Below are 12,810 nucleotides of genomic sequence, written 5' to 3'. Positions count from 1 at the left end.
CGGTCAGAGGTTCGGCGCCGTCTCCGGGTGCTGCGCGTCGTACTCCGCGCGCTCGCGGTCGATGCGTCCGCCCAGGCGCATCGAGACGACCCACATCGCGACGAACACCACACCGACCACGAACATCATCGGCAGCAGCAGGCCCATCGCCAGCACGGGCACCTGCACGACCGTCCCCGCGTAGTACCCCAGCGGCGTCCCGACCATGCGGGACATCACCAGCAGCACCACGAACAGCACGCCGATCACGAGCCACAGGGCGAGCGGCGACTCGATCACCAGGGGGCCGCGCTCGTAGCCGGTGTTCCGCAGCCCGTAGAGGGCGACGCCGGCGAACAGCACCACGAACGCCTCCAGCTGCAGCATCATCGACGTGAACTGCACCTTGGCGGGCTTGCGGGGCTTGATGCGGTCCCCCGGGCGGGGACGGTCGTCCTTCTTGCTCACGACCCCACGATATCCGCGCGCTCGCGGGTGCCGGGACCGTCCTCGTCGGAGGTGACCTCGGACGCGCCGTCGGCGACCGGCAGCTCGTCGAGCGCCCCCGCCCTGGCCGGGTCGGCGACCGCCTCGCCGCGCGCCACCATGCCGGCGACGTCGGAGAGCTTGATCACGGGCAGGAAGAGGGCGAGCACCAGGCCCAGCACGATCAGGGGCAGCAGGTACCAGAACGACGGCGCCAGGGCGTCGGCGTAGGCGTCGATGACGCCGGTCTTCAGCGGCTCGGGCAGCTGCTGCACGAGGGCGGGGGTGAGGCTGGACTCCCCCGCACCGGCCGCGCCGCCCGGCACGCCGGCGAACACGCCCTGCAGGTTGTCGGTGAGCCGCGTGGTGAAGATCGTCGTGAACAGGGCCGTGCCCGTGGCGGCGCCGATCTCGCGGAAGAAGTTGTTGGAGCTCGTGGCGGTGCCCAGCTCGTGCGGGTCGACGGCGTTCTGCACCGCGAGCACGACGGTCTGCATCACCAGGCCCATGCCGGCGCCGAGCGTGAAGATCATCGCGCCGAACGTCCACATGGACATGTCGCCCGACAGGGTCGTCAGCCACACCATCGCCAGCGCGACGACGATCAGCCCGACCACGGGGTACGCCTTGTACTTCCCCGTCTTGGAGATCGCGATGCCCGACACGATCGAGGTCAGCATCATGCCGGCCATCATCGGGAGCATCAGCCAGCCGGACTCGGTCACGCCGGCGCCGGTCGACATCTGCAGGAACGTCGGGATCATCGCCATCGCCGAGAACATGCCCATGCCGAGCACCAGGCCGATGAGCGTGGTGATCGTGAAGGTCCGGTTCTTGAACAGGCGCAGCGGGATCAGCGGCTCGGCGACGCGCGTCTCGGCCACGATGAACCCGGCCACGGCGGCCAGCGTCAGCACGACCAGCCCGGACAGGCGCCAGTCGGTCCAGTCGTAGCCGCTCGAGGAGAGCGACTCCCAGCTCGTGACGAGCACGATGCCGGTGGTGGCCACCGCCATCGTGACGATCCCGGCCCAGTCGATCGGACGGGAGGAGCGGTGGGAGGGCAGCTTGAGCGCGAACCACGCGATGACGAACGCGGCGACGCCGACGGGGAGGTTGATCCAGAACGTCCAGCGCCAGCCCGGGCCCTCGGTGAGCCACCCGCCGAGGAGCGGCCCGAGGACGGCGGAGATGCCGAACAGCGCACCGAGCGGGCCCATGTACTTGCCGCGCTCGGACGCCGGCACGATGTCGGCGATGATCGACTGCGACAGGATCATCAGGCCGCCGCCGCCGAGGCCCTGGACCCCGCGCCACAGGACGAGCTCGATCATGTTCTGCGAGAGCGCGGCGCCCACGGAGGCGAGGGTGAACAGCCCGATCGCGACGAGGAACGGCCAGCGCCGGCCCATGAGGTCGCCGAACTTGCCGTACAGGGGCATGCCGATGGCGACGGCCAGGATGTAGGCCGTGATGACCCACCCCTGGTGCTCGACACCGTTCAGCTCGCCGACGATCGTGGGCATCGCGGTGCCGACGATCGTCTGGTCGAGGGAGGACAGGAACATCGACGCCATCAGGGCGCCGAAGATCAGCCAGACGGTGCGCTGCGTCAGGACGACGAGCGGCTTGTCCGGCGCGGCGGGAGCGGCATGGCTCATGGAACACCTCGGATCGGCGGCGCACGGGGCGCCGGGGTAGTGACGGGGGCGGGGATGCTTCGGGTGACGACGTGCGCGGGTGCCGGCGGGCACCCGGGGGTCACGACGTGAGGATGGCGGCGAGCTGGCCGACGACGTGCGGCACGTGGTCGCCGACGTCGCCCTCGTGACCGGCGCGGGCCCAGTCGTCCATCGCGGCTCGCGTGACGACGAAGACGACCATGGCGCACATCTCGGGGTCGGCGGGCAACGGGGCCGCCTCGTGCCGCCGCTCGAACAGGGCGACGACCTGGGTCTTGTGCCGCTCGAACCAGGCGAAGTGCCGGCCGAGCAGCCGTGGCTCCAGCTGCAGGATCTCCATCACCTGCTCGCCGTGGTGCTGCCCCGGGCCCGCGAAGGCCTCGAGCAGGGACCGGACGAGCACCTCGAGGTCGGCCACGAGGCGTCCGTGGGGCCCGCCGGCCGCGAACGCCTCGCGGATCTCGGCGCTCAGCTCGAACGAGCCCTGGCCGAGCACCGCGTCGTCCTTCGACTCGAAGTAGTTGAAGAACGTGCGGGGAGAGATCTGGGCCGCCTCGGCGATCTCCTCCACGGTCACGGCGTCCAGGCCGCGCTCGAGCACGAGGCGCTGGGCGGCGTCGACGATCGCGTCCGTGCGCGCGCGCTTCTTGCGCTCACGCAGTCCGAGGTCGCCGGCGGGAGGAGTCACCGGACAATCATGCACCCACTGCAATATTGCACCAAGTGCAATTTCCTGTGAGCGTGGTCACACCTCGCCGAAGCCGCCCTCGATCAGCCCGACGACGGTGGCCACGGCGTCGCGCGCGTCCGCGCCGTGCGCGGCCACCTCGACCTCGGTGCCGGCGGCCGTGCCCAGCGCCATGAGCTGCAGCACGCTCGTCGCGTCCACGCCCTGCAGGGTGACCGGCCCGCCGAACGCCGCCGCGGCGCGTGCCACCACCGCCGCCGGGCGGGCGTGCAGGCCCAGCGGGTTGCGGATCACGACCCGCGCCGAGACCGTCTCGCCGCCCGCGTCCGGGGCCTCGGGGGTCGGGGCCGTCGGCGGGGCGACGGGCGGGGCGACGGGCGGGGCGGCGGGCGCGCCCGCCCCCTCGGCGGCGGCCAGCACCGCGTCCAGGTCGCCGCCCTGCTGCGCCGCGACCGCCGCGGCGACGGTGCCCTCGACGAACGGCGCGTCGGCGAGGCGCACCCGGTCCGCCAGGTCGGCGTCGAGCTCCAGCGCCGTCTCGACGGTCAGCACGGCGGAGCCCAGGTCCGCCAGGACGACGACGCCGTCGACGCGCGGCAGCGCGTGCCCCAGAGCGTCCTGCACGACCTCCAGCGACGTGCCCAGGCCGCCGTCGCCGTCCCCCGCCCCGCTCTCCAGGACGACGTCCGGCGCCATCTCGCGGGCCAGCTCGACCGCACCCTCGGCGAGCCGCGTCGAGTGGGAGACCAGCAGCAGCCCGACGCTCACTCCGCGACCGCCTCCGCCTCGCTCTCGCCCGCCGTGGAGTCGGGCGTGGAGTCGGGCGTGGAATCGGGCGTGGAATCGGGCGTGGCGTCGAGCGCCGCGTCGAGCGCCGCGCGCAGCACCAGCGCCGTCGAGCGCGCGCCCGGGTCCTCGTGGCCGGCGCTCCGCTCCCCCAGGTAGGAGGCGCGCCCCTTGGTCGCGACGAGCGGGATCGTGCCGGTGGCCCCCGCGTCGGCCGCCTCCGCGGCGGCTCGGAGCACGTCGACAGGGTCCCGACCGGCGTCCGCGGCGGTGGTCGCCGCCTCGACCGCGGGGGCGAGGGCGTCGACCATCGTCTTCTCCCCGACCTGCGCCTTGCCGCGCGACGTCACGCCCTCGAGCGCGGCGTCGAGCAGCACCACGACGCCGGACCCGTCCACGCTGGGGCGGGCGGACCGCTTCGCCGCCCGCAGGAACGCCGTCCCGTACAGCGGCCCCGAGGCGCCGCCGACCTTCGACATCAGGGTCGTCGCGACGAGCATCAGCACGTCGCCCACCTCCGCGCGCTCCGGGGTGCCCGGCTCGTCCAGCTTCGCGACCACGGCCTGGAACCCGCGGTGCAGGTTCTCCCCGTGGTCGCCGTCCCCGATCTGCCGGTCGAGCTCCGTGAGCTCGTCCTTCGACCCCGCCACGACGTCGGCGGTGCGCCGCACCCAACGCTCCGCCCAAGCCACGTCGAGCCCCATGACCGCACGCCTCCTCGCCTCGGGGCGCCCCGCGGCGCCCGTCACCAGTGCAACGCCGCCGTACGCACCGGCGCGTCCCACAGCCCCCGCAGCTCGTCGTCCAGCCGCAGCAGCGTGATCGACGCGCCCTGCATCTCCAGCGACGTCACGTAGTTGCCCACGAGCGACCGGGAGACGGTGACACCGCGCTCCTCGAGCAGCCCGCGCGCTCGACCATAGACGACGTACAGCTCCGACAGCGGCGTGCCCCCCATCCCGTTGACGAACAGCAGCACGTCGTCGCCGCCGCCCAGCCGCAGGTCGTCGGCGACCGGGTCGAGCAGGCTGCGCGTGATCTCGGCGGCGCCGGCGAACGGGATCCGGTGGCGGCCGGGCTCGCCGTGGATGCCGATGCCGATCTCGACCTCGTCGTCGGGCAGGTCGAACGACGGCTTCCCGACGTGCGGCACCGTGCAGGCCGTGAGCGCGACGCCCATGCTGCGCACGTTCGCCACGACGCGGCCGGCGATCTCGGTGACGGCGCCGAGGTCGTCGCCGCGGGCCGCGGCGGCGCCCGCGATCTTCTCCACGCAGACGGTGCCGGCGACGCCGCGGCGGCCCGCCGTGTACAGCGAGTCCTCGACGGCGACGTCGTCGTTGACGAGGATCGTCGCCACCTGCGACCCCTCCGCCTCGACGAGCTCCACGGCCGTCTCGAAGTTGAGCACGTCGCCCGTGTAGTTCTTCACGATCGCGACGACGCCGGCGCCCGAGTCCGCGCCCAGGATCGCCGGGACGATCTGGTCCGGCGTGGGCGAGGTGAACACCGCGCCCGGGACCGCCGCGTCGAGCATCCCGTCCCCGACGAACCCGGCGTGCAGCGGCTCGTGCCCCGAGCCTCCGCCGCTGACCAGCCCCACCTTGCCCGGGACGGGCCCGCCGGCCCGCGTCACGTACACGGGCTCGTCGTGCACCTCGACCAGGTCGGCGTGGGCGAGCCCGAATCCCGCGAGCGAGTCGGTCACCGCGTCCGCGGGGTCGTCGAGCAGCTTCTTCATGTCGTGCCTCCTCGCCTGGCACCGCCGTGCACCGCGGCGGCCTGTCCCCATCCAACACCCGGGCGGCACGCCACGCAGCACCCCCGGGGGGTGGCGGGCGGGTGATCGTGCGCGCGTCCCGGACGGGCGCGTCAGCCGCGGCCGAGCAGGATCCGGGCGTCCGCGACGGTGATGACCGAGCCGGTGACGAGCACGCCGCGGCCGGTGCCGACGCCCACCTGGTCGCCGCTCTCGGCGAGGTCGGCCGCCATCTGCAGCGCCTCGTCGAGGCGGGCGGCGGTGCGTACGCGGTCCTCGCCGAAGATCTCGTGGGCCACCTCGAGCAGGTCCTCGGGGTCGGCCGAGCGGGCCGACGAGTTCTTCGTGAGCACGAGCTCCGTGAGCGCCGGCTCGAGCGTCGCGAGCAGCCCTTCGACGTCCTTGTCCGCCATCACGGCGACGACGCCGACCAGGCGCGGCAGGTCGAACTCCTCGTCGAGCGCGTCGACGAGGGCCTGCGCCCCGTGCGGGTTGTGGGCCGCGTCCACCAGGACGGTCGGGCTCGAGCGCACCACCTCGAGGCGCCCGGGCACGACGACGTCGGCGAACGCCGTCTCGACCACGCCGCCGTCCAGGGCCCGGCCGCCGAGCAGCGCCTCGACCGCGGCGAGCGCGAGGAGCGCGTTGTGGGCCTGGTACGCGCCGTGCAGCGGCACCAGCACCTCGGTGTACAGGCCGGCGGGGGTACGCAGGTCGACGAGCTGCCCACCGACGGCCGGCCGACGGCCGGCGACCTCGAGCTCCACGCCCTCGCGCAGCAGGTGCGCCGACACCTCCGCCGCACGTTCGCGCAGGATCTCGTCGACGACGACCTCCTGCTCGGCGCTCACGACCGTGGCGCCCTCCTTGACGATGCCGGACTTCTCCGTGGCGATCTCCGCCAGCGTCGAGCCGAGCCAGCGCTCGTGGTCGATGCCCACCGGGGTGAGCACCGCGACCTCGCCGTCGACGACGTTGGTGGAGTCCCACCGGCCGCCCATGCCGACCTCGACGACCGCGACGTCGACCGGGGCGTCCGCGAAGGCCGCGACCGCCATGACGGTGAGCACCTCGAAGAAGCTCAGCCGCGGCCCGTCCGCCTCCTGCGACTCGCGGTCGACCACGCCGATGTAGGGCGCGACGTCCTCCCAGACCTCGACGAAGCGGGCGGCGCTCAGCGGCTCGCCGTCCACCTGGATGCGCTCGGTGACGCTCGTGAGGTGGGGCGACGTGAACAGGCCGGTGCGCAGGCCGTGCTCGCGCACGAGCCGCTCGGTCATGCGCGCCGTCGACGACTTGCCGTTGGTGCCGGTGAGGTGGATCGCGCGGAACGCGTGCTGCGGGTCGCCCAGCAGCTCGAGCACGCGCCGCACGCGGTCGAGCGTCGGGTCGATGTCGTGCTCCGGCGCCCGCGACATGATCTCCGCGTACACCTCGCGCAGCGACTCCTGCGCTACGGCGTCCTCCGCCGCCGCGCGGGCGGCCTGGCGCTCGGCGGCACGGGCCTTGCGCACGGCGGACGAGGGCTTGTTCTCAGCGTCGGGGGTCACCCCCGAAGGATAGGCGCTGCGCGCCCGCCGACGACGGCCGGTCAGCGCGGCGCGAGCACCACGACCGGGGTCTCTCCGGCGCGGTGCGCGGCGAACCGGTCGATCTCGCCCCAGCCCTGGTGGCGGCCGACGAGCGTCCAGAGCCGGTCGCGCTCCTCGCCCTGCGCCGCCGTCGCCCGGACCGGTCGCGGGCCGTCGACGGTGTCCACCTCGGCGTCCGGGTGCGCGCGCAGGTTGAGCCACCACGCGGGCGGCGGGTCGCCCCAGCCGTTCATCGCCAGGGTCACGTACCGGCCGTCGTCCTCGACGTAGCCGAGGATCACGGCACGCTCCTGGCCGCTGCGGCGCCCGACGACGCGCAGGCGCAGCATGCCGAACTTGCCGCCGGGGGTGGGCCGCCGCAGCGGCCACCGCCCGCCGCTGATCCGGTAGCCGGCGCGCTGGACCGCCCACGCCGAGCGGACGAACCAGCGCGGCGGGACGAAGGGCGGGCGGGACTCGGGGGCCGGTGTCGCGTGCGTGCTGCCCATGGCGGACTCCTCGGCGAACTCCTCGCAGCGGACCGGCGCGGCACGCCGGGGCACCAGGCTAGCCCCGGGGTGGGCGCCGCGCCGCTGTCGTCGGCCGGGGCTACGGTCGGGTCGTGGCCCCCGCCTCCGACGCTCCCGAGCGTCCCGTCCGCCTCGCTCATCGCGTCGTCCCCGGCCCTCCGGGGTCGGACGCCGCGCCGCTGGTGCTGCTGCACGGCGGGGGCGGTGACGGCTCGACGTGGGACCCGTTCCTCGACCCGCTCTCCCGCCGCGGCCCGGTCGTGGTGCCGGACCTGCGGGGCGCGGGGCGCAGCCCGCGGCGCGGCATCGGGTCGGTGACCGAGCTGCGGGACGACGTGCTGCTGCTGCTCGACGACCTCGCCCTGGACCGCGCGGTGCTGGTCGGGCACTCGCTGGGCGCACTCGTCGGGCTGCTGGTCGCCCTCGAGCGGCCCGACCGCGTCGCGGCGCTGGTGCTCGAGGAGCCCCCGCCCCTGGAGCCCTTCCGCCTCCCCGCGCCGGCCAGGCGCCCGGACGACGCGTCGTTCTACGAGCGGGAGATCCGCCCCGCGGTGCTGGCGGCGCTCGCCGCCCCGGACCCCGCCTGGGTGGACGGTCTGGCCGCCGTCAGCGCGCCGACGCTGGTGATCGGAGGCGGCCCCGACAGCCACCTGCCGCAGGACGCGATGGCCCGCACGGCGGCCCGGCTGCCCGACGCCCGGTTCGTCACGCTGTCCGGCGGCCACCTGGTGCACCCGCACGCCCCCGACGCGTTCCTGCGCGAGGTCGAGGGGTTCCTCGACCTCGCGCAGGGCGGCTCGTGACGGCTGGTCCGCGGGTCAGCCGGCCGGCGTCTCCCGCTTGCTCACGCGCACGGCGCGCTCGCCGTCGCCCGCCGCCACGGCGAGGTCGAGGGCGAGGGTCTCGCGGGCGATGAGCTCCCGGTAGGCCTCCACCGCGGCGACGTGCTCGGCGGGCACGTCGAGCTCCAGGGCGATGCGGTCGCTCACCTCCAGGCCCGCGGCCTTGCGGGCGTCCTGCACGTCGCGGATGACGTCGCGGGCGTAGCCCTCGGCGCGCAGCGCGTCGTCGAGCGCGAGGTCCAGGACGACGAACCCGCCGCCCGGCAGCACGGACGCCGCGACGTGCTCGCCGGCCGCGTCGCCCACGACGGTGGTGAGCTCGTACTCCGCCTCGAGGAGGGGCTCGTCGCCGGCGTCGGTCGTGACGACGACGGCGCCGTCGTCGTCCCGGCGCCACGCGCCCGACTTCGCCGCCTTGATGACGGACTGGACGCCGCGGCCCAGGCGCGGGCCGGCGGCCCGGGCGTTGACGGCCAGGCGCTCGGTGATGCCGAAACGCTCGGACGCGTCGGCGTCCGCCTCGACCAGGTCGACCGCCTTGACGTTGAGCTCCGACGTCAGCAGGCCGACGTAGTCCGCGAGCGCCGCCGGGTCCGGCACGGCCACCGTGAGGCGGGCCAGCGGCTGGCGCACGCGCAGCTGGTGCGCCTTGCGCAGCGCGAGCGCGCTGGACACGACCGCGCGCACCTCGTCCATCGCCGCGACGAGCTCGTCGTCGCGCACGAGCGCGGCCTCGGGGACCTGGTGGACCGCGACGGCGTGGACGCCGTCGGCGCCCTCGAACCGCTCGCCGACGTCCTGCGCGGTCGCCGGCCAGTCCGTGAGGTGCACGGACCGGCCGCCGGTGAGGCCGCGCCAGACCTCCTCGGTGAGCAGCGGCGCCAGCGGCGCCATGACGCGCGTCAGCGTCTCGAGCGCCGTGTACAGCGTGTCGAACGCGTCGGCGTCCTCGGCCCAGAACCGGTCGCGCTGGGTGCGCACGTACCAGTTGGTCAGGACGTCGAGGTGCTCGCGCACCGACTCGCAGGCGCCTCCGATGTCGTAGGCGTCGAGCTGTGCGGTGACCTTCGCGACCAGGTCGTGGGTGCGGGCCAGCAGGTAGCGGTCGAGGGCGGGCAGGCCGGGGACGCGCTCGGCCGTGACGGGCTGCGCCGTGTAGCCCGCGCCGCCCCCCTCGGAGCCGGTCGCGCTGTTCGCGTACAGGGTGAAGAAGTAGTAGGTGCTCCAGAGCGGCAGCAGCACCTGGCGCACGGAGTCGCGGATGCCCTCCTCCGTGACGACGAGGTTGCCGCCGCGCAGGATCGGGCTGGCCATGAGGAACCAGCGCATCGCGTCGGAGCCGTCGCGGTCGAACACCTCGGAGACGTCCGGGTAGTTGCGCAGGGACTTGCTCATCTTGCGGCCGTCGGACCCGAGCACGATGCCGTGCGAGACGGCGGTGCGGAACGCGGGCCGGTCGAACAGCGCGGTGGCGAGCACGTGCAGCAGGTAGAACCAGCCGCGCGTCTGGCCGATGTACTCGACGATGAAGTCGCCCGGGTAGTGGTGCTCGAACCAGTCGGCGTTCTCGAACGGGTAGTGCACCTGGGCGTACGGCATGGAGCCGGAGTCCATCCACACGTCCATGACGTCCTCGACGCGGCGCATCGTGGACTTCCCGGTCGGGTCGTCGGGGTTCGGGCGGGTGAGCTCGTCGACGAACGGGCGGTGCAGGTCCGGCTCTCCGTCAGGGCCCAGCGGCAGGCGGCCGAAGTCGCGCTCGATCTCCGCCAGCGAACCGTAGACGTCGATGCGCGGGTGCGCCGGGTCGTCGCTCTTCCACACCGGCACCGGGGATCCCCAGAACCGGTTGCGGCTCAGCGACCAGTCGCGGGCGTTCGCGAGCCACTTGCCGAACTGGCCGTCCTTGATGTGCTCGGGGGTCCAGGCGATCTCCTGGTTGAGCTCGACCATGCGGTCCTTGAACTTCGTCACCTCGACGAACCACGAGGACACGCCCATGTAGATCAGCGGCTGCCGGCAGCGCCAGCAGTGCGGGTAGGAGTGCGCGTACGACTCGCGGCGCAGCAGCACCGTGCCGGCGGTGACCGACCCGGCGTCGGCCTCACCGCGGGTGCGCGCCTTGAGGTGGTCGATGATCGGCAGGTTCGCGTCGAAGACCTGCAGCCCGGCGTACTCGTCCACGGGGTGGATGAACTTGCCGTCCGCGCCCACCGGCATGACGGACGCGACGCCCTCGCGGTCGCACACGACCTTGTCGTCCTCGCCGAACGCGCCGGCGCTGTGCACCAGGCCGGTGCCGTCCGTCGTCGTGACGAAGTCGGCCTCCACCACCCGGTGCGCGCGCTCGCGCCCCTCGTAGTACGAGAACGGCGGGGTGTAGGAGGTCTGGAGCAGGTCGCGGCCGGTGAGGCGCCCGACGACGCGCGGCGCGTCCTCGTCCGGGTCGGTGAGCTCGCGGGCGTACGCGTCCACGCGCGCCGCGGCGAGCACGTAGCGCTGCGGCGCGCCCGTGAACGACGACTCCACGACGACGTACTCGATGTCCTCGCCGACCATGACGAGCAGGTTGGACGGGAGCGTCCACGGCGTCGTGGTCCAGATGAGGAGCTTGTCGCCGGGGCGCACGACGTCCTGGCCCGCGGGCACGGTGGTGACGTCGAAGCCGACGGTCACGGCCGGGTCCTGCCGGGTCTGGTAGACGTCGTCGTCCATGCGCAGCTCGTGGTTGCTCAGCGGCGTCTGGTCGTTCCAGCAGTACGGCAGCACGCGGTAGCCCTCGTACACGAGGCCCGCGTCGTAGAGCTTCTTGAAGCCCCAGAGCACCGACTCCATGTAGGTGACGTTGAGCGTCTTGTAGTCGTGGTCGAAGTCGACCCAGCGCGCCTGGCGGGTGACGTAGTCACGCCACTCGGACGTGTACTTCAGCACCGACGAGCGGCAGGCGGCGTTGAACTTCTCGATGCCGAGCTCGAGGATCTCGTCCTTGGTCTTGATGCCGAGCTGGCTCATCGCCTCGAGCTCGGCGGGCAGGCCGTGCGTGTCCCAGCCGAACCGGCGCTCCACGTGCTTGCCGCGCATCGTCTGGTAGCGCGGGACGACGTCCTTCGCGTAGCCGGTGAGCAGGTGGCCGTAGTGCGGCAGGCCGTTGGCGAACGGCGGGCCGTCGTAGAACACGAACTCGTTGCTGCCGTTCTCCCCCGCCGGGTTCTTCGCGACGGACGCGCGGAACGTGTCGTCGGCGGCCCAGAAGTCCAGGACCTCGCGCTCGATCGCCGGCAGGTCCGGGGACGCGGGGACCCCGGCGATGCCGAAGGCGGCGCCCTGCTGGGGCTGGTCGGACGAACGGTGCTGCGGATAGGCCATGGGTGGGCTCCTGTGCGGACGAGCTGGCGGTCGGTGGTACGACGTCGGTGCTGCTGTGCTGGTGCTGTGCAAGGACGACGCCCCCGCCCCGAAGGGCGCGGGTCCCGCGGTACCACCTCGCTTGCGGACGCCGCTCGCGCTGACCTCCGCCGCTCGTTCACGGCTGTGACGGGCCTACCCGTCCGGTTCTACTGAGAGCGCGGGTGCGCTCGGTTCTTCCGGAGGCTCACCGGTGATGGCCGGGTCGACGCCTGTGCGTCCATGGTAGCCAGCCGCGCAAGTGCGGTCGTCGAGGGGCGGCTTCGGCAGCAGGAGGAAAAACCCGGGCGGCATCGCGGACGTTCTCGCCAGGATGGCGGGTATGGACGAGGTCGAGGTCGTCGTGGCCCACAGCCAGCGCGCGACGCTGCGCGTGGGCGACATGTTCCTGAAGGTCGACGGCGACCCGGGGCACGCCGAGCGAGAGGCGCGTGCGATGGCCCTTGCTCCGGTCCCGACCCCGGCGATCCTCTGGTGCGAGCCGCCCGTGCTCGCCATCGCCGCCGTGCCCGGACGGGCGCTCGGCGTCCTCGGCGAACCGTCACCGGCGTCGTCGGCGGCCTGGGCCGCGGCCGGCGCCGCCGCCCGGACGCTGCACGACGCACCGCTGCCGCCGTGGCCGGGACGCCCGCTCGACGACATCAGGGCCGAGCTCGACGCCGAATGCGCCTGGCTGCTCGATCACAATGTCCTGCCCCCCGAGGTGATCCGCCACAACCGCGAGATCGCCGAGGCCGCCCTGCGGCCCTGGTCCCCGGTGTTCGTCCACGGCGACCTCCAGCTCACCCACGTGTTCGTCGACGGCGACGAGGTCACCGGCATCATCGACTGGTCCGAGGCCGCGCCCGGCGACGCGATGTTCGACCTCGCCATCCTGACGCTCGGGCACGAGGAGCGCCTGGACGACGTGCTGGCCGGCTACGGCCCCGGCGCGGACCGGGCCGTGATCCGCGCCTGGTGGTCGCTGCGGAGCCTGACGGCGTCGCGCTGGCTGATCGAGCACGGCTTCGACCCGGACGCGCCGGGAGCCGAGCTCGACGTGCTCAGAGCCCGGATGCGGGAGACCTAGGCACGGGCCTGCG

At 73.7% G+C, this 12,810-nt stretch carries 11 protein-coding genes; 2 read left to right on the top strand and 9 right to left on the bottom strand.

Annotated elements, in window-relative coordinates; genetic code table 11:
- Positions 1 to 3: 3 nt before the first annotated feature.
- From ACFQ8E_RS07135 to ACFQ8E_RS07100, 8 genes are all read right to left on the bottom strand, one after another.
- Positions 4 to 447 carry a DUF4233 domain-containing protein gene (locus ACFQ8E_RS07135; RefSeq protein ID WP_430549873.1) on the bottom strand — a complete coding sequence of 148 codons (444 nt, stop codon included), beginning with the start codon at positions 445 to 447 and terminating at the stop codon, positions 4 to 6.
- A complete protein-coding gene (locus tag ACFQ8E_RS07130) occupies positions 444 to 2,126 on the bottom strand; it encodes an MDR family MFS transporter (RefSeq protein ID WP_430549872.1) in 1,683 nt (560 codons plus the stop codon). Before ACFQ8E_RS07130 ends, ACFQ8E_RS07135 begins: the two co-directional genes overlap by 4 nt.
- Before the next feature lie 100 nt (positions 2,127 to 2,226).
- A complete protein-coding gene (locus ACFQ8E_RS07125) occupies positions 2,227 to 2,835 on the bottom strand; it encodes a TetR/AcrR family transcriptional regulator (protein ID WP_430549871.1) in 609 nt (202 codons plus the stop codon).
- 57 nt (positions 2,836 to 2,892) lie between these two features.
- Positions 2,893 to 3,603: a dihydroxyacetone kinase phosphoryl donor subunit DhaM gene (dhaM, locus tag ACFQ8E_RS07120; protein ID WP_430549870.1), complete on the bottom strand. Its 711-nt coding sequence runs from the start codon at positions 3,601 to 3,603 to the stop codon at positions 2,893 to 2,895.
- Positions 3,600 to 4,325, bottom strand: a complete 726-nt coding sequence (gene dhaL, locus ACFQ8E_RS07115; protein ID WP_430549869.1) for a dihydroxyacetone kinase subunit DhaL — start codon at positions 4,323 to 4,325, stop codon at positions 3,600 to 3,602. Before dhaL ends, dhaM begins: the two co-directional genes overlap by 4 nt.
- A 41-nt stretch (positions 4,326 to 4,366) precedes the next feature.
- A complete protein-coding gene (gene dhaK / locus ACFQ8E_RS07110; RefSeq protein ID WP_430549868.1) occupies positions 4,367 to 5,362 on the bottom strand; it encodes a dihydroxyacetone kinase subunit DhaK in 996 nt (331 codons plus the stop codon).
- A 131-nt stretch (positions 5,363 to 5,493) separates the two neighbouring features.
- Positions 5,494 to 6,930, bottom strand: coding sequence for a bifunctional folylpolyglutamate synthase/dihydrofolate synthase (locus ACFQ8E_RS07105; RefSeq protein WP_430549867.1), 1,437 nt, complete (start codon positions 6,928 to 6,930; stop codon positions 5,494 to 5,496).
- 41 nt (positions 6,931 to 6,971) lie between these two features.
- A complete protein-coding gene (locus ACFQ8E_RS07100) occupies positions 6,972 to 7,460 on the bottom strand; it encodes a nitroreductase/quinone reductase family protein (RefSeq protein WP_430549866.1) in 489 nt (162 codons plus the stop codon).
- A gap of 113 nt (positions 7,461 to 7,573) precedes the next feature.
- Here ACFQ8E_RS07100 and ACFQ8E_RS07095 point away from each other — a divergent pair, with 113 nt between their 5' ends.
- The gene (locus ACFQ8E_RS07095; RefSeq protein WP_430549865.1) at positions 7,574 to 8,284 is read left to right on the top strand and encodes an alpha/beta fold hydrolase; all 711 of its coding nucleotides are present in this window, start codon (positions 7,574 to 7,576) and stop codon (positions 8,282 to 8,284) included.
- A gap of 15 nt (positions 8,285 to 8,299) precedes the next feature.
- Here ACFQ8E_RS07095 and ileS read toward each other — a convergent pair whose 3' ends face one another.
- Positions 8,300 to 11,689: an isoleucine--tRNA ligase gene (gene ileS, locus ACFQ8E_RS07090; RefSeq protein ID WP_430549864.1), complete on the bottom strand. Its 3,390-nt coding sequence runs from the start codon at positions 11,687 to 11,689 to the stop codon at positions 8,300 to 8,302.
- A gap of 361 nt (positions 11,690 to 12,050) precedes the next feature.
- Here ileS and ACFQ8E_RS07085 point away from each other — a divergent pair, with 361 nt between their 5' ends.
- A complete protein-coding gene (locus tag ACFQ8E_RS07085) occupies positions 12,051 to 12,797 on the top strand; it encodes a phosphotransferase family protein (RefSeq protein ID WP_430549863.1) in 747 nt (248 codons plus the stop codon).
- Positions 12,798 to 12,810: the final 13 nt, after the last annotated feature.

The organism is Isoptericola sp. NPDC056573 (assembly GCF_042793335.1).
Lineage (GTDB): Bacteria > Actinomycetota > Actinomycetes > Actinomycetales > Cellulomonadaceae > Isoptericola.
This window is presented reverse-complemented; position numbering and strand designations above follow the sequence as displayed.